Source organism: Mitsuaria chitosanitabida ATCC BAA-476 = NBRC 102408 (assembly GCF_001598255.1).
GTDB lineage: Bacteria > Pseudomonadota > Gammaproteobacteria > Burkholderiales > Burkholderiaceae_C > Roseateles > Roseateles chitosanitabidus.
In genome coordinates, this window is the sequence record NZ_BCYP01000016.1 from 41551 (window position 1) to 60686 (window position 19136).

15 protein-coding genes are annotated in these 19136 nt (G+C 69.9%); 3 read left to right on the forward strand and 12 right to left on the reverse strand.

Annotation, left to right across the window (positions count from 1 at the left end; all coding sequences use genetic code 11):
* Positions 1-166 precede the first annotated feature (166 nt).
* On the reverse strand, positions 167-1072 hold the full coding sequence (locus MCHT01_RS09535; RefSeq protein WP_067064963.1) for a PP2C family protein-serine/threonine phosphatase: 906 nt from the start codon (positions 1070-1072) through the stop codon (positions 167-169).
* A gap of 29 nt (positions 1073-1101) precedes the next feature.
* On the reverse strand, positions 1102-3141 hold the full coding sequence (tagH, locus tag MCHT01_RS09540; RefSeq protein WP_067064965.1) for a type VI secretion system-associated FHA domain protein TagH: 2040 nt from the start codon (positions 3139-3141) through the stop codon (positions 1102-1104).
* A 197-nt stretch (positions 3142-3338) separates the two neighbouring features.
* Between tagH and MCHT01_RS26725 the strand changes: the two genes are divergently transcribed.
* Both MCHT01_RS26725 and MCHT01_RS26730 read left to right on the forward strand, forming a co-directional pair.
* Entirely contained in the window at positions 3339-4427 is a 1089-nt protein-coding gene (locus MCHT01_RS26725; RefSeq protein ID WP_067064967.1) for a LysM peptidoglycan-binding domain-containing protein, read from the forward strand.
* A 51-nt stretch (positions 4428-4478) separates the two neighbouring features.
* Positions 4479-4640: a hypothetical protein gene (locus MCHT01_RS26730; protein ID WP_169806113.1), complete on the forward strand. Its 162-nt coding sequence runs from the start codon at positions 4479-4481 to the stop codon at positions 4638-4640.
* Here MCHT01_RS26730 and MCHT01_RS09550 read toward each other — a convergent pair.
* The 6 genes from MCHT01_RS09550 to MCHT01_RS09570 form a co-directional block, all read right to left on the reverse strand.
* Positions 4612-5745: an acyltransferase family protein gene (locus MCHT01_RS09550; RefSeq protein WP_067064968.1), complete on the reverse strand. Its 1134-nt coding sequence runs from the start codon at positions 5743-5745 to the stop codon at positions 4612-4614. The genes MCHT01_RS26730 and MCHT01_RS09550 overlap by 29 nt on opposite strands.
* A 224-nt stretch (positions 5746-5969) precedes the next feature.
* Positions 5970-6311, reverse strand: a complete 342-nt coding sequence (locus MCHT01_RS26160; RefSeq protein ID WP_148661465.1) for a hypothetical protein — start codon at positions 6309-6311, stop codon at positions 5970-5972.
* Positions 6296-7018: a hypothetical protein gene (locus MCHT01_RS09555; RefSeq protein ID WP_067064970.1), complete on the reverse strand. Its 723-nt coding sequence runs from the start codon at positions 7016-7018 to the stop codon at positions 6296-6298. Before MCHT01_RS09555 ends, MCHT01_RS26160 begins: the two co-directional genes overlap by 16 nt.
* A gap of 76 nt (positions 7019-7094) precedes the next feature.
* Positions 7095-7736: a hypothetical protein gene (locus tag MCHT01_RS09560; protein WP_067064971.1), complete on the reverse strand. Its 642-nt coding sequence runs from the start codon at positions 7734-7736 to the stop codon at positions 7095-7097.
* A 431-nt stretch (positions 7737-8167) separates the two neighbouring features.
* A complete protein-coding gene (locus MCHT01_RS09565) occupies positions 8168-8563 on the reverse strand; it encodes a hypothetical protein (protein ID WP_067064973.1) in 396 nt (131 codons plus the stop codon).
* Between the two features lie 88 nt (positions 8564-8651).
* A complete protein-coding gene (locus MCHT01_RS09570) occupies positions 8652-9188 on the reverse strand; it encodes a prolyl hydroxylase family protein (RefSeq protein WP_084452289.1) in 537 nt (178 codons plus the stop codon).
* A 304-nt stretch (positions 9189-9492) separates the two neighbouring features.
* Between MCHT01_RS09570 and MCHT01_RS09575 the strand changes: the two genes are divergently transcribed.
* Positions 9493-13134, forward strand: coding sequence for an autotransporter domain-containing protein (locus tag MCHT01_RS09575; RefSeq protein ID WP_067064975.1), 3642 nt, complete (start codon positions 9493-9495; stop codon positions 13132-13134).
* An 83-nt stretch (positions 13135-13217) separates the two neighbouring features.
* Here the strand turns inward: MCHT01_RS09575 and MCHT01_RS09580 are convergent, their stop codons facing one another.
* From MCHT01_RS09580 to MCHT01_RS09595, 4 genes are all read right to left on the reverse strand, one after another.
* Positions 13218-14084, reverse strand: coding sequence for a tetratricopeptide repeat protein (locus tag MCHT01_RS09580; protein ID WP_067064977.1), 867 nt, complete (start codon positions 14082-14084; stop codon positions 13218-13220).
* A complete protein-coding gene (locus MCHT01_RS09585) occupies positions 14081-15178 on the reverse strand; it encodes a polysaccharide deacetylase family protein (RefSeq protein ID WP_148661466.1) in 1098 nt (365 codons plus the stop codon). Before MCHT01_RS09585 ends, MCHT01_RS09580 begins: the two co-directional genes overlap by 4 nt.
* A gap of 263 nt (positions 15179-15441) precedes the next feature.
* Positions 15442-18042: a protein kinase domain-containing protein gene (locus MCHT01_RS09590; protein WP_067064980.1), complete on the reverse strand. Its 2601-nt coding sequence runs from the start codon at positions 18040-18042 to the stop codon at positions 15442-15444.
* Positions 18043-18169: 127 nt separating this feature from the next.
* A complete protein-coding gene (locus MCHT01_RS09595) occupies positions 18170-19135 on the reverse strand; it encodes a beta propeller repeat protein (protein ID WP_148661467.1) in 966 nt (321 codons plus the stop codon).
* Between the last annotated feature and the right edge of the window lies 1 nt (position 19136).

A 19136-nucleotide genomic window follows, 5' to 3' on the forward strand; every position in this document is an offset into this window, starting at 1 on the left:
CACCGCGCGCTTCGGGTCACGCACCCCAAGCACGCCGTTCGCAGCCCTCCGCTTCAGATTCGAGTCTCACCCTCACCCTTGAGTTGCTTCGCGGACCGCGGCCTCGACGGCTCCCTCTCCCGCGGGGCGGGAGAGGGTCGGGGTGAGGGTGGGAGCGTGGCAGTCCTCAGAGCGGCATGCGCCGGGTCGTCTCGTCGTCCTCGGCCGCGGCCTCCGTGGTCTCGGCCGCCTCCACCGGCTCCTCATCCAACGGCATCGGGCCCGACTCCACCAAGGGCGCGTCCACGCCCTCCCCCGCGGCGTCCGTCGGCGTCACCGCCGCGACAGTCACGACCGGCTGCCCGATCCACACCGCGATCGCGCTGAAGTTGTCCTGATCCGGCAGTCCGCGCTCCTCGATGGCCGCGCGCATCGCGGCGAGCCAGTCGTCCGGCGATGTCGACGCCATCAAGGTGTCGTGGATCACCGTGTCGCCGGCGCTGCCCCACCAGCCGTCGCTGCACAGCAGGAAGACGTCCCCGTCCCGCAGCGGCTGCGGATCGGTGGTGTGGGGATTCAGCTCGTCCTCGATGCCGAGCGCCGCGACCAGGTGATTCTTGTGCGGATGGTCCTCGGCCTGCTCGGGCGTGAGCAGGCCGGCCTCGATCAGCATCTGCACGACGCTGTCGTCCTGCGTGATCGTGTCGATGCGCCCCTCGCGGATGCGGTACAGCCGCGAGTCGCCGACGTGCGTCCACAACGCGAAGTTGCGCTGCGCGTCCACGCACAAGGCCACCACGGTGGTGTGCATGCGGTCGCGGCCCGAGCCCTGGACGCCGCTGCGCACGTCGTCGTGGGCGGCGAGCACCGCGCCGGTGAGGAGCTCGGGGCGCCAGGGCAAGGTAGCGTCGCCCAGGCTGTTCTGGAGGCGATGGACGGCGCGGCGCGCGGCCTCGGCGCCGTTGCGGTGACCGCCGGCCCCGTCGGCGAGCACGGCATACCAGCCGGGCCCGTTCTCATGGGCGACGACGGCGTCCTCGTTGTTGGCGCGCGCGCCTTGTTCGCTGCAGGCGGCGACCCGGATCTTGAGCATGGTGGTGGACGTGATGGACGGTAGGCGGGTCAAGCCGCGCTCTGATGGGAGGTCTGGGGAGCGGGCTGGCCGGGCGATCCGGCCGCGCCCGCCGAGGCCTGCTCGGCCTGATGCTGCATCAGGCGTTCGAGCTGGTCTTCATAGGCTTCGAGGAAGGCCTTGCCGAACAGCGTGTGGAAGTCCTCCTGCGCCTCGTCCCGGATCGAGTCGAAGTGCTGCAGGTAGAGCTCCCAGAGCTTGGCCTTGCGGTTCATCGCCAGCACGCTGTCCAGCACCGAGCGGCTGGTCAGCTTGGCCTCCAGCGCCGAGGGCTGGAAGCGCGTCAGCACGCCCTCCAGCGCCGCGCGCGTGCCGGCCATGGTGCCGATGGTGTGGCCGACCAGGTCGCGCATGGCGTCCTGCATCGCGGCCGGGCCGGGCAGGAAGCCGCGCACCGGCGGCTGCAACAGCTGCTCGAGCGCGGACTGGGCATCGGGCGAGAACTTCAGCGGGTTGTTGTCCCGCGAGCGGATCACCGTGACCTGCGCGCGCAGCTCGTGCTTGGTGGCGGCGCGCACGGCCATCATCTGCAGCGTGCCGTCCACGGTGGAGCGCAGCAGCTGGCCGATGACGCGCATCAGATCGGGGTTCAGGCCTTGCGGCGGCGCGGCCATGCGCACGCCGGCGCCCTCGCAGAAGGCGCTCCACAGGGCCGCGGTATCGGCGGCCTGGCCGGGCATGGTGGGCGCCGCGGCCGGGCGAGCGACCGGCGGGGCCGCGTGATACGCCGGCTGGGGCGGTGCCACCGGGGCGGCCTGGGTCTGCTGGGCGGCCGGCCAGGACGCTTGCTGAGCCGCCGGCTGCGCGGCGTGTTGCGCCCCCGCGTGCGACACCTGCGGCATCGCTGGCTGCTCGAACGACGGCGGCAGGACCTGCGGCTGAGCCGGCGCGCCGGGCCCGGCCACCGGCGGCAGCGCCTCCGGGATCTGCGCGGGCTGAGGCTGGGCCGGCGGCATCGGACGCGGCGTCGGACGCACCTCGGGCGGCCGGAAGGACGAGTTCAGCGCCGGCGTGTGGTCCGGCAGCGCGGGCGTCATCGGCTCCGAGTGGGCGGGGGTCGGGTGGAACGCCGCGGCCCCGAACAGCGCGAGCGGATCGGCCGACACGCCACCATGCGGCTCGCCACCGGTCTGCGCGGCACCGGCCATGAAGCCGGCCAGCGGATCGGCGCCGCTGGGCTGCAGGCCGAAGAGGTCATCCAGCGAGCGGTTGGCGTCGCCCGGCACCAGGTCGGCGAAGGCACCGCCGAAACCGAGATCGTCCCGCGGCGGCGGGGCCGGCGGCGGGGACCGCGGCGAGTCGAAGCCGCCGAAGGGATCGAAGGGCGAGCCCGCCTGCGACGGCGGCGCGTCCGGAAAGGCCGACTGCGACGGCGGCGCCGCCCGCGGGGCCGGCGGGGCGAACGGGTCGAAGTCGTCGGGCAGCATCGCCGGGCCTGCCGGCGCGGCCACGGCCGGCGGCCTGTGCACCGGCGGCGGCGTCATGGGCGCGTGGAAGGCCGCCAGCGGATCGGCCGACGAGGAGGGGCCGCCCAGCAGGTCCGCGAACGGATTCGAGCCGGACAGGCCGGGGGAGGACGCGGTCGCGCTCGCCGGCATTGGCGGCATCGGCGACAGCGCGCCGGGCGCGGTGATCGGGCCGGTGGCGCGGGCGACGTCACGCGGCAGCTCGGGGGCGCGGCGGATGACGGTGCTGCCGGCGTCGACCTCGTCGGACTCGTTCTGGACCTCGAGCAGGTAGCCGCCGATGCGGACCTCGTCCCGGTGGCGCAGCGGGACGGCCTGCCCTTGCTGGACGGACTGGCCGCCGACGGTGATGGGGTTGGCGCTGCCGACGTTGCAGATCACGAAGGCGCCGGCGTCGACGCGGATCTCGGCTTGCTGGCGGGAGATGTGACGTTCGGGGTCCGGCAGGGCCATCGTGTTGTGGTCCGCGCGGCCGATGGTGCCGCCATTGGCGTCGAAGCGCGCGGTGATGGGCTGCGTCAGGGGCAGGTCGTTGAGCGACACCGCGCGCAGGGTGAGGGTCATGATGCTGCCTTGGGGACCTTGAGAGTGGCATGGGATGTTTGCGTGTCGGCGGCGCGCCATCAATGAACGAAAGTCACCTCCTTCGGGGAAATCCCTGTCTCATACTTCGAGCCGCTCGAATCCCGAGGGCACGTCCCGTGCTCCCGGGACGACCCGTCGCCGACGACCTCGAGTCAGGCCCCTTTGACGTGCCCGCCATGCCGATGCCTTTGCCGATGCACAAGACGATGTCGACCGCGCCGCAGGGCGCCCCTGAAAGCGCCCCGCTGCCGCCCTCCCCGACCGCGGTCGCCACCGCGACCCGCGCCCTGTCGCGCGGCCGCGTCTGGCCGGTCGGGTCGGCGCTGGCCCTGAGCCTGGTGCTGAGCGCCTGCGTCAACCCGCCCAAGCAGCCCGCGCCCGAGGCGCCCGCCCAGGCCGCCTCCGCGCCGGAAGCGCCCCCGGCCCCGCCGCCCGAGCCGCCGCCGCCCACGCCCGCCGAGCAGGCGCTGTCGCAGAAGACGGCGATGCAGTCCATCGACCTGCTGGAAGCCGGCCAGGAAGACCAGGCGCGCGCCGAGTTGCAGCGCGCGCTGCAGCTGGACCGGAACAACAAGCTGGCGCTGAGCCTGATGAAGCAGATCACCGGCGATCCGGTGGCGCTGCTGGGCAAGGAATCCTTCGCCTACACGGTGCAGTCCAACGACACGCTGTCGCGCATCGCGGGGCGGTTCATGGGCGACATCTACTCGTTCTACATCCTGGCCCGCTACAACGACATCAAGGTGCCGAAGCAGGTCTCGGGCGGCCAGGTGCTGCGCATCCCGGGCAAGCAGCCGCCGGGCCCGCTGTACCCGCAGGCCACCAAGGGCCGCAACGAGAAGACCCCGGCCGCCGCGCCCGCCGCCGCGGCCCCCGCGGTCGCCACGCCGGCTCCCGCGCCGGTGGCCGCCGCGCCGGTCGCGCCCCCGCCGCCCCCACCTCCGCCCGAGCTCACGCCCGGCGAGAAGGCCATGCGGGCGGGTGAGGCGCATGAGCGCGCCAACCGCTTCGACAAGGCCATCGAGGAGTACCAGCGCGCCGAGGCCGCCGACCAGCCCGGCGCCGCCGCGAAGATCGAGGGCGTGCGCAAGAAGCAGATCGCCGCGGCCACGCTCAAGGCGCGGACCGCGTTCGCCAAGCAGGACCTGGCCGGCGCCATCAAGGGCTGGGACACGGTGCTGCAACTGGACCCGAACAACGAGCTGGCCAAGCTGGAACGGCAGAAGGCCGTGGCGCTGAAGCAGAAGGCGGACGCGCTGAAGTGATCGCCCGATCGCCGCGACGCGCGGCGATCCGATGACGGATAGCAGATCCCCGTGTTCATGCGCCAGGACAGCGATCGCTGGCGTTACGTCGGTCGCTACACGGTCGCTGACTCGCTGACCGTCCCGAACGAATGCGCGCCCTATATCGCGGGCAGCGGCCTGACGATCAGCCAGGTCTCCCGCGTCATTCGCCTGCGGCGGCTGGGCGACTGAGCGTCGCCCTCGACGGCGAGCGGCCGATCGCGGCCCTCGCCATCCCACGCTCGACCAGCGTCGCCAGCACGACGCACAGCGCGACCGCCGGCACATAGACGACGAAGGTCCAGTCCTGCGGCTTGCCGAGCAGCGCCCGGTGGCCTTCCACCGTCGCGAGCACGATGAACATGTGGGTCAGGTAGAGCTCGTAGCTGAGCCGCCCCATGTGCGCGAGCCACTGGAGGCCGCCCGTGATCCGCGGCGGTCGCGCGCGGAAGGCGATCAGCATCAGACAGGTGCCGAGGCACAGCCCGTACATGCCGGACTTGAGCAGATGGCGGTGCACGAGCTCGCCCCAGCCCAGCACGAGCAGAACGCAGAAGCCCCCGAAGAGCGCGAGCGCCCGGGCGTCGCGCGGGCCCGGTTGCCAGCGCTGCGCCGCGAGCGCGGCCAGGACACCCCACGCGATCGCCGACATGCCCGGCAGATAGGCCTTCTCCCACCAGACCTCGTTGCTGATCGGCACCAGCGCGCGCAGCGGCATGAGACTCAGCGCGAGCACGGCCAGGCCGATCACGAGGAAGCGGCGCGGCAACGCCAGGCACAGCAACGGGAAGCCCAGGTAGAAGACCTCCTCGATCGACAGCGACCACAGCACGTCCCAGGCCGCCGGCGCCCAGCCGGTCTGGCCCTCGTACCAGTTGAAGGTGAAGGTCAGCGCGGAGCCGACGAGACCGAGGATGCTCTGCTTGTCACCGGGGGCAAAGCCTGGCACCCCGCAGAGGGCGAGCAGCGTGAGCGCGCTGAGCACGACCAGCAGCAACGGCAGGATGCGGGTCGCCCGAGCCTTGTAGAAGCCGCGGAGGTCGACCCGGCGCAGGTCGCCGTCACGCTCGAGGATGCGGGTCGTGATGAGGAAGCCGGAGATCACGAAGAACATGAACACGGCTTCGTAGCCGTTGAAGCTCACGAAGTCGATGAGGCGCTTGGGCACCCACGGACCGATGAGGCTGGGCCGCAGCGGGAGTCGGAATGGCAGCGCCAGGTGGTGGATGACCACCAGAAGAATGGCGACGCCGCGCAGGCAGTCGATGCCGAAATTGCGCGGAGAGCTTGGGGTCATGAGCCGGCGAGGGAGTGAATCTGGAAGCCTCGCCCGGGAGGGCGGGCGCGGCCGATGGTAGCTGGAGGGCTGGCGGCGAAGAGATGGCGGGCGGGGTTACTGGCGTTACGAGCAAGAGGCCATTCCTGTCATTGCTCAACACCGCCCATGCGCGCCCATGAGCGATGAACATTCAAGATGCTGCCATGGAATTACTGGAGAGCCTGCCAAGCCGCCTTGCGGCTCTATTTCCCAGACACCCAACTCTTTATCAGATCGACGTATCCCCACAAGATCGCGACGACAGCGAGGCCCATCCCTCCGAGCCCGAACACCACAGCGCCTACTCGCGCAGCACTCCAGACGTCGGGATCCGAGAAAAATGAGAGCACCACACCAACAAAGCCAACGAACAGACCGACAACGAATACCCGAAGTCTGCGCTTCACAATTTCAACTGAATCGTTCATCTGCACTTCGCTTGTGAGTTGACGAATGAAACAACCCCGGGCTTGGATGCTGGGCCGCAGCGGGAGCCGGAATGGAAGCGCCGAATGCTCACGCGAGCCGATCAAGGTGATGTCCATCGGTACTTGTCGATCACCTTCCCATTGGCATCCAGGTCGACCGACCGAGCCTCGACGTCAGGCATCAGATGGTGCTCGTACCAGAGGCGTTCGGCGCACGGCGCCGAGCATGCGACCGACGAATGTCGAGTGAACGGAACCCCGGGCCGCTCGACCTGGGTCGGTGTCCCCATCAGTGCAATCACCTCCGAGCGAGACATGCCTGTCTTGAGCTCGTCGAATCCATGGAAGGCGCGACCGTCGGTGAACGTGCTGAATCCAGCCATCGCGAATAGCGCGACGACGAGCAACGCGATGGCGAGTCCCGCGATGCCGCCGCGGCACGCACGGGACCAAGCCCACCAGGCCGTGGCAAACACACCGTGATAGAAGAAATACGCGGCAATCAGAGACGCCACGGCCATCGGAAGCGGGTCGATCGCCACCATCATGATGGTGGCGAGGATCATCCCCGTCAGGATGGAATGTCCAAACTTCCCATGACTGCGAAACCATTCAGCGGCCTCGTTGAACGTCCGCAGCCCACCGAGGAAGTACGCAGGGATGGCGAACAAGGAATAGACCAGGGTGTACAGCACGGCATCGAGGACGCTCTGCTGGAACAAGCGGCAGGTCACTTGAATCAGCATCAGCACGGGAACCAGAGGCACGGTCCGCAGACTGGCGAAGCAGCGATCAAGCCGTGAGTCAGCTTCTTCCGAGATCATTCGTAGCTCCTCCGCAAAAGTCGTTTGCCGCCACCATCAGTCCTGATCACCAGTCCGGCGCCTCGATCAGCACGCCTCAATTCCGGGGAGCCCTTGAATACATCATCTCCATGTACACATCGTTCTGCCAATCCTCGTAGCCAAGCAGTGCCCCTTCCATTCGTTCGAAGCCTGGATTCCAGCCCTCCTTCGCGGCAACAGTCAGCATCAGAACGTAGGCATCCATCCGCCATTGCTGACCCGCAGTCGCGTAGAGGACATAGCGAATCGCACCGTGCCGGGACCTTTGGACATGCTCGCGCCGAACAAGACCCTGAGATTCGACGTAGGGCGCGAAGTACTCATCCGGGATGAACGAATCTGCGGGGTCCGTGGGAAACACCTCATGAAAGACCGCCAACGGCTTCTCTCCCGCCAGGATCAGCGCGAGTTCGCGATTCGTATGGACCACATAGGGCAGGTCGTCCAGTCGCAGCCAGGCGCGGAGGCTGGCGCGACAAGACGCCGTTCCGGTTCTCATCTGGAAGCTGACATTCGCGCTTGCATGAATCACCGCAAGGTCTTGGACATCGAGGTCGAATTCACATCCCGGCTTCAGCTCGTCGATATCCGCATCCAAGAGATCACGCAAGACCAGCCACGAGTCGGCAGTCAGAACCCCAATCCCACCGACACAGCCCAGGGACTCGTCGAGGAACTCAAGGACGAACTTCGTCATGCGCGCATCGAGCGATCACGTCGACACGTTGCCCCCGACGGCCCAGCGACAGCCGGCCGGCCACAGCGACTTCCCATGATTCCCTCCCGTTCGGCATCCCAAGGCGGGATGCAATCCGTGTTCTGACTTCTTGTTCTGCCCGCAGAGGCCCGTCATCCGCGACGTCCCACCATGCGGCTTCCCGATGCTAGGGCATGCCCCTTCACGCGTCGGCACGGGGATTCCCGCGCCGCATCAGTCCGTGTGCGATGGGTGGCACCCGCCTTGATGCGGTCCCAAGGCCGACGCCCCTCGCCCGCGCATCTCCTTCGACTCTTCTTCGTGGCGCTGCGGTCTCAATGTGTCTGGGCACCTCCGCCGCCCTTCGATCGCCGGGAACGCCTCGACGCCCTCGGATCAATCAAACGAAATCAGATGGCCGAGATCTCCGTCTACTCACGAATTTCAGCAATCAACCTGCGCACTGCCTGCAGGTAGCCCTCGCTGCCAAAGTCATCATCAGAATCCGGGAATGGCGTGGCGCGCGCGATCTCCGCCACCTCTTCACACTTCAGCTCCGCGGCCGTCCTATCTCCCAGCTCCCGAAACAAGAACTTGGCATGCTGCAACTTCGCCGAAAGAGATCCCTCGTCAAGAGCCTCCGATAGCTCATAGAGAGCCATCGCGGTGACCGTGTCGCCCTGCTTCAAGAGAATCGAACCCAGCCTCTGCGAGATGCCTGAACGAACAGCTTCGGCACCAGGGCCCAATGACGTCAGCGCATCGAACAGATGTGTCTTTGCGTCCTCCAAGCGGCCCTCGGCGATCGCAAGAACGTAGTCGCGCATTCCTCTTGTCTCCACGATCACTCCATTCAGTTGAGATGCCCAAGCCTAGGGCGCCGGTATCCGAGGGCTCTCGGCCTGCGCCCTCTCCTCACCCATACATCACATCCGACCTCAACACGTACTTCGTCCCCGCCGTGACCTCCCGGCCCTCGTGCCAGGTGTCGTGGATGAAGACGAGCGCGCTGCCCGGTTCGGGTCGCACGACGAAGTCGCGGAAGTCGGTGTCCCCGCCCTCGAAGTCATCGTTGAGATAGACCAGCAGCGTCAGCCGGCTGGTGCGGCCCTCCTCACGCCAAGGGCCATCCTTGTGCATCTTGAAGCGCTGCCCCGGCGAGTACTTGTAGAAGCGAAGCTCCTTCGGCAAGGCCACCGCCCGCTCGCCATCGAGTTCCGGCAGCGGCAACGTCCGCAATCGCTCCCACAGCAGCGACACCCAGCTCGCGTCCTCGACCATCGTCCGCTCGTTGTTGCGGATCATCGTGAGCCGCCGCGCGCCGGCATCCGTTCGCACCGACGCGGCATCGAAGCCGCCCCGTTCGGCCAGCGCGATGGCCCGGGCGCATTCCTCGCCCGACAGGAAGCCCGCCACCGAGAACGCCCGGTCGCTGTGGAGCTCGATCTGCATTCACCCTCCCTCGTACGCGAAACACCGCCGCGTGCGGCGATTGTGCCCAGCCGCCAGCGCCCTGCGCACGCCATTCACGCCGCGTCCCGCCGCCGCGGGCCACCCACGGATGGATACGAAGTGCGCTCCACAACCCCACCGCGCGAGGCTCGCGCCGATCGTTGCGTCTTCGTCATGGCCAAAACGTACCCGTACGTTAATGGCGTGATTTATTCCCTTGTTTCGACCCCAACTCACTGAGCGGCATAGGACGTACACCGCATGGCAACGACGATGGTTGCGTTACCAACCACCCCGCCTTCCTGTGACAACGATCAAACAAGAGACACATCGCCAGGCCGCCGGTAGCTCGCGTGCCCTCGCGCCCCTCTCCACCATCGCCAGCGCCATCGCGCTGCTGGCGGCCACGGGCGGCAGCGCCATGGCCGCCAACGAATGCGGCCCGTCCGCCGCGCAGTTGCTGTGCACGGGCAACGCCTACTCGGGCATCAGCTACATCGTGCCGACGGCCAGCGGCACGACGCTGACGCTGGACAACCCGAACATGGTCGTGACGGGCTCGGGCGTGTCGCTCAAGCAGAACTCCAGCGCCGTCGTCGCGGACACGCTCATCCACGTCGCCAATGTCGGCAGCATCACCGCCCCCACCCTGGCGGTCGACGCCAGCGGGCTGCGTCCGGGCACCCTCGTCGGCGTGACCATCGACAGCGGCAACCTCACCTCGACCGCCGACTCGTCCAACGTGGTCCGGGCCTTTGCCTCGAACGGCCCCAGTGCGCTCGTCACCGTCAATGGCGGCGTCATCACGAATGCGGGCACGACCTTCGGCTCCGCCGTGGCGTCGCAGGTGGCCTTGCCCAGCGGCACCCTGGGCGATGCGTCCGTCGTGATCAATGGCGGTGTCGTCCAAGCCCTGGGCACGGGCTCGGCCGGCGTGATCAACCAGGTGTCGGGCGCGAATGCCACCGGCACCGCACTGGTGACCGTGAACGGCGGCAGCGTCTCGGGCCAGTTGCAGGGCATCCGCTCGACCAACACCGGTCGTGGCTTGGCCGCGGTACAGATGAGCGGCGGGAGCGTCTCGGCGGCCGGCCCCAACGGCGATGGCCTCTTCGTCCTGGCGACGACGAACGGCAGCTTCCGCGCCGACCTGAATGGCGGCACGGTGACGGGCGGCAGCGGCTTCGGCGCCGCGCTCCACACCAGCGCCCGCAACGGCGGCGTCATCAACGTCGGCGCCGGCGCCGTCCTCAACGCAGGCCCGTCCGGTGTCGCCATCCGCAACGGCGACCAGAACACCGACGGGGTCGACGAGATCGCCGGCAACGTCGCGATGACCCTGGGCGGCACGATCAACGGCTCGGTCCTGATGGGCGCGGGCACCGACACCCTGACCATCACCGGCGGCAGCATCAACGGCAACCTCGTCGCGGACGCGAACGACGCCCTCACCTTCGACACCGGCGCCAACCGCTTCGTCTACGGTTCGGCCTACTCGATCACCGACTTCGGCTCGATCACGATGAAGTCGGGCGACGTGCGCGTCGACGGCGTGCTGACTGGTGGCACGCTGACGGTCAATGGCGGATCGCTCGAACTGACCAGCACCGCCAACGCCTACACCGGCGGCACCTTCCTGAACGGCGGCGTGCTGTCGATCTCGAGCGACGCCAACCTGGGTCGGGCCGGCACCACCGTCACCTTCGACGGTGGCACCTTGCGCGGCACGGCGGCCCTGAGCGCCGGGCGCGACGTGGTCCTGAACGCGGGCGGCGGCACCTTCCAGGCCGATGCGCCGATGGCCGTCACGGGCACGGTCTCCGGCATCGGCGGCCTCACCAAGACCGGCGGCTCGACCCTGACCCTGTCCGCCGTCAACGGCTACACCGGCACGACGACCATCAGCAGCGGCACGCTGGCGCTGACCGGCGCCGGCGCGATCGCGAGCTCCACCCGCGTCGTCGCCGACGGCGGCTTCGACATCTCCGGCATCAGCGCGACCGGCACCCCCATCCAGTCGCTGGCTGGCGGCGGCACGGTCGCCCTGGGCGATCGCGCGCTCACGCTGAGCCATGCCGGCGACACCTTCGGCGGCGTCATCTCCGGCACCGGCGCGCTCGTCATCGGCGGCGGCACGGAAGTCCTGACGGGCACCAATACCTACACGGGTGGCACGAGCATCCAGTCGGGCGGCACGCTGCAGCTGGGCACCGGCGGCACGACGGGCGTCATCGTCGGTGACGTCGCCAACCGCGGCGCGCTGATCATCCATCGTTCCGACAACGTGACGATGGCCGGCGTGTTCACGGGCGACGGCACGATCCGGCAGATTGGTGCCGGCCTGACCCGCTTCACCGCCGACAGCGCGGGCTTCACCGGCACCACGCGCGTCGAAGCGGGCACGCTGGCCGTCGACGGCACGCTGGGCGGCTCGATGCAGGTTCTGGCCGGTGCTCGCCTGCAAGGCAACGGCACGGTCGGTCCGCTCAGCGTCGCCGGCACGGTCGCGCCGGGCAACGCCATCGGCACGCTGCATGTCGCGGGCGATTTCTCGCAAGCGGCCGGCTCGGTCTACCAGGTCGAGGTCGACCCCACCACGACGAAGTCCGACCAGCTGCTGGTCTCGGGCAAGGCCACGCTGGCCCAGGGTGCGCAACTCCAGGTGACGCGCACCGAGGCCACGAGCTATCGCCTCAACACGCGCTACACGGTGCTGACCGCCACCGGTGGACTCACCGGCACGTACCAGTTGACCGGCGACACGCAGAGCGCCTTCGTCAAGCTCGTCGACGTCTACGACGCCAACAACGTCTACCTGATGGCCGAGAAGGTCCGCAACTTCACCGACGTGGCCCAGACCCCGAACCAGCATGCCGTCGGCGGCGCGCTGGATCAGGCCACCGGCAGCGACGACATGCTCACCGCCATCGGCTGGCTGCCGGACGAGGCCTCGGCGCGCGACGCCTTCGATCAGCTCTCCGGCGAGATCCACGCCTCGCTCAAGACGGCGCTGATCGAGGACACGCGCTTCGTGCGCGACGCGGCGCTCTCCCGCCTGCGCGTCGACGACTGCGGCGCGAGCCTCTCCCGCACGACCGTGACCACCAGTCCGGACGGCGCCTGCGTCGATGGGAAGCGGGGCTTCGACACCTGGGGTCAGGTCTACGGCGCGACCGGCAGCCTCGACACCGACGGCAACGCGCATCGCCTGAAGCGCCATCTGAGCGGTTTCCTGCTCGGTGCCGATCGCTCACTGGGCAAGGGCTGGCGCGTGGGCGGCCTGGCCGGCTACCACCGCGCCGACGTCGACGTCCGCGCCGACGACGCGCGCGTCGGCCAGTTCCACCTCGGCGGCTACGCCGGCTGGCAGTCGGGCCCGAACGCGCTGCGCTTCGGCGCGAGCCACACCTGGGCTTCCGCCGACGTGAAGCGCGCGGTGCGCTTCTCCGGCTTCGACGACGCGCTGTTCTCCCGCCAGGACAGTCGCCTGCTGCAGGTCTTCGGCGAGGCCGCGCGCCGCGTCGACGCCGGCAAGCTGGCGATGGAGCACTTCGCCCAGCTGGCCTACGTGCTGCTGCACAGCGACGCGCTGGCCGAACAAGGCGGCCTGGCCGCCCTGCGCGCGAGCAGCGGCAACGATTCGGTGGGCTTCGCGACGGCCGGTCTGCGCCTGAGTCGGGAGGTCAACGCGCGGACGCGTCTGCAGGCGCAATTCGGCTGGCGCCGGGCTTTCGGCGACACCACGCCGACGCGCGCGATGCGCTTCGCGGACCAGACGGGCTTCGATGTGCGCGGCCTGCCCATCGCCCGCGACGCCGCCACGCTGGAGCTCGGTGCGGAGACCCAGTGGCGCCCGGGCGCGACGCTGTCGCTGGTCTACAGCGGCCAGTACGCCGGCGCGCTCGAGGATCACAGCTTCCGCTTGCGCGCGAGCTGGATGTTCTGAGGCGCGAGGCCCCGCGGGGCCTGCAGCAACGCGGCCCGCGGCCTGTGAAGGCGCGCGGGCCGCTCGTCTCTCCGGATCGGGATTCAGCGCTTCTCGACCTTGCCCTTCGCCGGCGCGGCCTGCCCGGCGCCCGGCGGCACCACCGGGAGCGGCCCCTTGGCCGAGGTGTCGTCGATCCACTGCCGCATCAGCGCCGTGGCACGCGCGTGCTTGGGATCGATGCGCAGGCACTTCTGCAGCCAGCCGATGGCCGCCGGGCGGTCGGTGGCCGAGAGCTTCTCGGCCTTGCGCACGTAGAGGTCGGCCAGCAGACGCTTGGCCGACGGATCGTTGCGATCCTGCGGCGCGCGCTTCTCCAGCAGGCGGATCGGCTCGTCGATCTCGCCCTGCGCGGAGAGCATCGCGATGTGCTCCAGTTCGTTGCGGTCCGGCGCCGGCTGCGCGGCCGTGCCCTTGGCCGGCGCCTTCGGCGCGGGCGGCGTGCCCTTGCGCAAGGTCACCCGCGACGGCGTGCCCAGGTAGCTCTTGCGGTTGCGCTCCTTCTCGATGGCGCGCAGCGCCTCGGACGCGGCCTCGTTGTCGGGCTGCAGCGCCAGCACCGACAGGTAGCCCGCGGTCGCGCCGTCCAGATCGCCACGCTTCTGCGCCGCCCTGGCCTTCTCGGCGCGCTCGGCCACGCCGCTGTCGATCAGCTGCCGCGTCGCGGCCAGGCTGTCGCGGTAGGTGGCGTTCTCCGGCCGCAGCACGGTCAGCACCTCCCAGGACCAGGCCGCCTCGGCGAGCTGGCCGTCCTTGACCTGCTCCTGCGCGCGCTGCGCCTGGGCCACCTCGAAGGGGGAAGCCGGACCGGCCACGCCGCCCGGGCCGTCCGCCCGGCGCAGGCCGCCGGATCCCCCCGCGCAGGCCGCCAGCAGCGCGGACGCCGCGATCACCGTCAGCGCCGCCCTCATGGCGTCTTTCCGATCGGGCGGCTGGTCTGCAGCCGGGCCTTGAAGGCCTCAAGGTCGTGGTCGCCGAAGATCATCGTCCGGCGCAGCATCAGCGGCTGCGAGAAGAAGGCGTTGCCGCCGGGGTTGACGGTCACGGCCAGCGTGTACTTCTGACGCGTCAGCGCCTCCAGCACCTGGTCGTTGGCGTCGCCGTAGGGATAGGCGTACTGCCGCACCTGCTGGCCGCTGAGCTTCTGCTCGATCAGGTCGCGCGGACCGGCGGTCTCCTGGTCCAGGTTGCGGACGTAGCGAGCGTCGTTCTCGCCGGCCGTGCGCTCGATCAGATTGCGGTGCGACTTGGAGTGGGACTGCACGTCCATCAGCCCCGAGGCCTGCATCTCCACCAGTTGCGGCCAGCTCACCGCGTCGCCCGCGCCGACGAAGTCGGTGTAGACGAACATGGTCGCGGGCAGGCCCAGCTTGCGCAGCACGGGGAAGGCGTAGCGGTAGACCGATTCGTAGCCGTCGTCGAAGGTGACCACCACCGACTTGGGCGGCAGCGGCTCCTTGCCCTCGAGGAAGCCCGTCAGCTGACCCAGGCGCAGCACGCGGTAGTCGTTGCGGACCAGCCATTCCATCTGCGCCGCGAAGTTGGCCGGGGAGACGGCCATCTTTCCGCCGGTCGTGCCGAGCCGGTGGTAGCAGAGGATGGGGATGGTCTGGTAGCTGCCGGCGTGCACGCCGATCGGGTTGATCGCCTTGAGCGGCACGATCAGCGGCTGACCCGGCTCGGCCTTGGAGACGCCGCCGTTGGCCTCGGCGATCTGCCAGTCGCGGTCCTCGCTGCCGAGCAGGCGGGCGGCGATGCCGCGCAGGGTCTCGCCGGCCGCGGGCACGTAGATCAGCAGCCGGTCGCTCCTGGCGACGACCTCGCCGGTGGCGGTCGAGGCGGGGGTAGTGGTCGTCGGTGTCGCGGCGGGAGGCGCCGGGGGCGTCGTGGGGGTGACGCAGCCGGTCAGGGCGAGCGCGGCGACGAGGGCGGTGGCGAGGGCGGCGCGCGGAAGACCCTCACCCCAGCCCTCTCCCGCCCGGCGGGAGAGGGAGCCTGCATGCACCGAGTGCATCGGAAGACTCCCCGCATCATTCGTCAGACAGCGATCCTCCAGACTCCCCGCATCATTCGTCAGACAGCGATCCTCCAGACTCCCCGCATCATTCGTCAGGCAGCGATCCTCCAGACTCTCCGCGCCATTCGTTGAAGAACAGCGCGCGTCCGGGCGCCCTCTCCCGCTTGCGGGAGAGGGTTGGGGTGAGGGTCTTCGGGCTGTAGCGCCCAGCGCATTCAAGCCTGTCATAGGCAGAGATCCTTTGCGAGAGCTCACGACTGCGCCGGCCCTTCGGGCCGGGCAGGCGGCAAGGTGTCGTCGGTGGGGGCGGTGCCACGCGGTGCCGGCGCGTGCGCGTGCTCGTCGCCCTCCGCCTCGGCGAGCGCCGCGCCCGGCGCGGGCATCGGTCCGGCCGTGACCGGCGCGGCGGCCTTGGCGGCGGAGGCCGCCAGCGCCTGCTTGTCCTGCAGCGCCTGGGCCATGCGGTCGAACGCCGCATAAAGCAAGCCGAACTCGTCCTTCCGCTGCTCGCGAATCCGGAAGTCGACGCGGCCGCGGCCGATCTCGTCCAGCGCCTCCACGACCAGCTTGATCGGACGCGAGAACCAGTTGGCGACGAAAAACATCGCGATTGCCACCGCCAGCACGGTCACCACCGCCAGCACCGCCATCAGCGTGCGCGACAGCCGCGCCACGCTTTCCAGCGGCCGCTCCGGCAGGCCCAGCGCGACGCGCCCGACCTGCTTGTCCTGGAAGGTGATGGGCACCTCGAAGCCCAGGACCGGCGCGTCCGCCACGTGATAGCGGGTGCGCTTGATGCCGCCCTGCTCGCCCAGCGCCTCGGCCGTCGGCGCCTGGTAAGGCTTGCCCACCGCGTCCGGCTGGCTGGACGCCGCGACCACCCCGGCCCGGTCGACCACGGTGACGCTGGAGAAGTCCCGCGTCTTCATGATCTCCTGCAGCGACACGTCGACGGACACCCAGTCCTCGCCCAGCGCCGCCGTGGCGTTCTGCGCGGCGATGAAGCGCGCCAGCGCGGAGCCGTAGTCGGCCACCTGCTGCATCAGCGCCTCGTTCTGGCGCTGCACGATCAGCGAGCCCGTCACCGCCATCACGACGGCGACGATGCCGGCCATCATCGCGGCCCACTTCACCCGCAGCGGGATCAGCTTGGGGCCGCCCTTGACGCGGGCTTCCTCGTCGATCTCGGCGAGCACCTTGACCAGGGCGTCGGCCAGCTCGGTGCCGGTCTGGAAGCGGTGCTCGGGCGCCTTGGCCAGGCAGCGGTCGACCACGCGGCGCAACGAGGCGGGGATGCCCGGCCGCAGCTTGTTCAGCGGGGTCGGGTCGTCCTTGGCGATCTTGAGCGCCAGGCTCACCACGCTGTCGCCGGTGAAGGGACGCTGGCCGGTCAGCATCTGGTACATGACGATGCCGGCGGAGAACAGGTCGGCGCGGCCGTCGATCTTCTCGCCGTTCATCTGCTCGGGCGACATGTACTGCGGCGTGCCCAGCACGTCGCCGACGCGGGTGCGTTGCTCCCCCTTGGTCGACTCCATGTGGGCGATGCCGAAGTCCATCACCTTGATGTCCAGCGTGCCGCGCACGCGGGCGATGTTCCCCGGCTTGATGTCGCGGTGGACGATGCCGCGCTTGTGCGCGTAGTCCAGCGCGCGCGCCAGCTGGATGGACATCACGACCATGTCGCGGATGGGCAGCGGCTGGCCGGGCTCGAGGATGTCGGCCAGCGGCTCCCCGTCCAGCAGCTCCATGGCCATGTAGGGCCGGCCGTCGATCTCGCCCACGTCGTGCACGGTGACGATGTTGGGATGCGAGAGGCCGCCGGAGGCGCGCGCCTCGCGCAGGAAGCGGGAGCGGTACTCCTCGTCCTCGCACAGCGAGGCGTGCAGGAACTTGATGGCGACGTCGCGTCCGATGCCGGGGTCGTGCGCCTTGAACACGCTGGCCATGCCGCCGCGGCCGATGCGGTCCAGGATCTGGTAGCGGCCGACCTGGCGCATCGGCGCGTCGGCGCTCGCGGCGGCGCGGCTGGCGGCCAGCGCGCCGCCGGGCAGCGTGCCGGTGGAGGGCCGGCGGGCCGGCTCCTGCTCGGGCATCGCGCGCAGCGCGGCCACCGCCGCCACGGCGTCGGGATCGAGCACGGTCTCGGCGAACTCGGAGGCCTGGAACTCGGAATCGCCCGCGTCGGTCGATGCCTGACCGCCGATGGCGGATCCGGCGCCGCCGGCCGGCGGGGCCACGGGCGTCGTGGGGCCGGGCGTGGCGCTGGCGGCCGCCCTCGCCGCGCCCTGCTGGGCCGCGGCCAGCAGCTTGGAGGCGGGGACGATCACGGTCTCGTTGCCGTCGGCGTCGAAGGGAGCGGCCGGCACGGCGGGCGCGGCCGGGGTCACCGGGGCGGCGGCCGTCGCAGGGGCGACGGGCGCGGCCGGGGCCTGGGCGGCGGATGCGGTCGGGGCGTCCGACGGTTCGCGAGGCATCAGCAGACTGGCCGGGGCGATGACGGTGTGGTCGTTGTCGACCGGGATGTCGGCGGGCTTGCGGCCCGCGCGGATGGAGAAGGTGTCCGGGAAGGTGGGGTCGATGAAGCTGATGTCCCGTTCCTGCTGGACGGTCTCGGGGCCGTCGTCATGGACGTAGACGCTGCCGGGGCCGGCGCTGCTGCCTGTGCCGGCGGGCGGCGCGGCGCGGTTGGCGGCGGTGATGGGGGGCATGCGCTCCAGCGGCGCGGCGCCCGAGGCGAGCGACGCGGGGACGATGCGGGTGGCGTCCGGATCCAGCGTGGGGTCGTCCCCGGCCGGTGCCGGTCCGGTGCCCGGCTTGGCCGGACGGGAATTGCCTTCTGGTCGTGACATCGAATCGCCTCACCGCGGTCGCGGCGTGGATCGCCGCCAAGTCCGCATCGTCCCTGTCCCGGGGATCGGGGGCAATGAACGAAAGTCATCCGGAGACCGTGTCCGGACGATGGTGGCGTCCGCCGCGTCAGAACTTGAGGCGCGTCCAGGGGGTGGCGCTGGCAGGGTCGTGCTGGATGAACTGCGGGCGCGGCGCCGCCGGTTCGGTGAAGAAGACGCGGCCGCGGCCCTCGAAGGCGCCCGAGGTCTTGAAGTTGTCCTTGACGATCCGGACTTCCTGGCCGGAGAGCTCCGCGACACCGTCCCAGACCGCGAAGAGCAGCCGATCCCCCAGAACCGCCACGTCGATGAGCGGCATCGGATAGCGGCCGAACTCGGAGAAGCCCGTCGCGTTGCCCCTCAGCAAGCGCCCCTGCGCGCCCGAGGCGCAGACCACGACCTCACCGTCGTCGAGCAGCGCGATGCCGCCGAGCGACTCACCATCGGTCGGCGTGCCCGGGACAAGCAGCTGCCGCCATTGGTGTCCATCGAAGTGCAAGAGCAGGTTCTGCGTGCCGACGGCATAGACGTCGTCGATCGAGTGGCCGCGGAGGCTGCGAATCGTCTGCCCCGAAGAACCGTCGCCCTGGCGGGTCTGCGTCCAGGACCGGCCGTCCCAGCGGTACAGGTGCCCGCCATGCGTGCCCACGTGAACGTCGTCGTCGCCACTGCCCCACATCGCGGTGACGTTGGGGAGCAACCCCTCGACGCGGTCGCGGGGAAGCGCCGCGATGCCCCATGCCGGCCCGCCATTGGCAACGTCGTAATCGAGGTCGCCGCTGGCCGCCGGCCATCCGATCGGTGCGGTCGTCGCGACGCGCCCCTCGGCGCTGCCCAGCCAGAGATGCCCGGCAGGCGAGACCCACAGCTGACGGAGCGCGTCGTTGGTCGACAGGATGGACTCCGCCGTGCCGCCCTCCCCGGCCAGCCTGAACAGCGACCCGACGGCCGATGCCGAGTCCCCGAGCTCATACGACAGGACAAGGAAGAACACGCCAGCGGCGCTCTCTCCCACTTGATGAATTTCGCGTTGCAAATGGGACTCCGCGGACATG

What these genes read in the sequence shown, in the direction of transcription:
- MCHT01_RS09535 (WP_067064963.1), bottom strand. Translation starts at nt 1,072, where the DNA reads ATGCTCAAGATCCGGGTCGCCGCCTGCAGCGAACAAGGCGCGCGCGCC.
- tagH (WP_067064965.1), bottom strand. Translation starts at nt 3,141, where the DNA reads ATGACCCTCACCCTGCGCGCGGTGTCGCTCAACGACCTGCCCCTGACG.
- MCHT01_RS26725 (WP_067064967.1), top strand. Translation starts at nt 3,339, where the DNA reads ATGCCGATGCCTTTGCCGATGCACAAGACGATGTCGACCGCGCCGCAG.
- MCHT01_RS09550 (WP_067064968.1), bottom strand. Translation starts at nt 5,745, where the DNA reads ATGACCCCAAGCTCTCCGCGCAATTTCGGCATCGACTGCCTGCGCGGC.
- MCHT01_RS26160 (WP_148661465.1), bottom strand. Translation starts at nt 6,311, where the DNA reads ATGGACATCACCTTGATCGGCTCGCGTGAGCATTCGGCGCTTCCATTC.
- MCHT01_RS09555 (WP_067064970.1), bottom strand. Translation starts at nt 7,018, where the DNA reads ATGATCTCGGAAGAAGCTGACTCACGGCTTGATCGCTGCTTCGCCAGT.
- MCHT01_RS09560 (WP_067064971.1), bottom strand. Translation starts at nt 7,736, where the DNA reads ATGACGAAGTTCGTCCTTGAGTTCCTCGACGAGTCCCTGGGCTGTGTC.
- MCHT01_RS09565 (WP_067064973.1), bottom strand. Translation starts at nt 8,563, where the DNA reads ATGCGCGACTACGTTCTTGCGATCGCCGAGGGCCGCTTGGAGGACGCA.
- MCHT01_RS09570 (WP_084452289.1), bottom strand. Translation starts at nt 9,188, where the DNA reads ATGCAGATCGAGCTCCACAGCGACCGGGCGTTCTCGGTGGCGGGCTTC.
- MCHT01_RS09580 (WP_067064977.1), bottom strand. Translation starts at nt 14,084, where the DNA reads ATGAGGGCGGCGCTGACGGTGATCGCGGCGTCCGCGCTGCTGGCGGCC.
- MCHT01_RS09590 (WP_067064980.1), bottom strand. Translation starts at nt 18,042, where the DNA reads ATGTCACGACCAGAAGGCAATTCCCGTCCGGCCAAGCCGGGCACCGGA.
- MCHT01_RS09595 (WP_148661467.1), bottom strand. Translation starts at nt 19,135, where the DNA reads ATGTCCGCGGAGTCCCATTTGCAACGCGAAATTCATCAAGTGGGAGAG.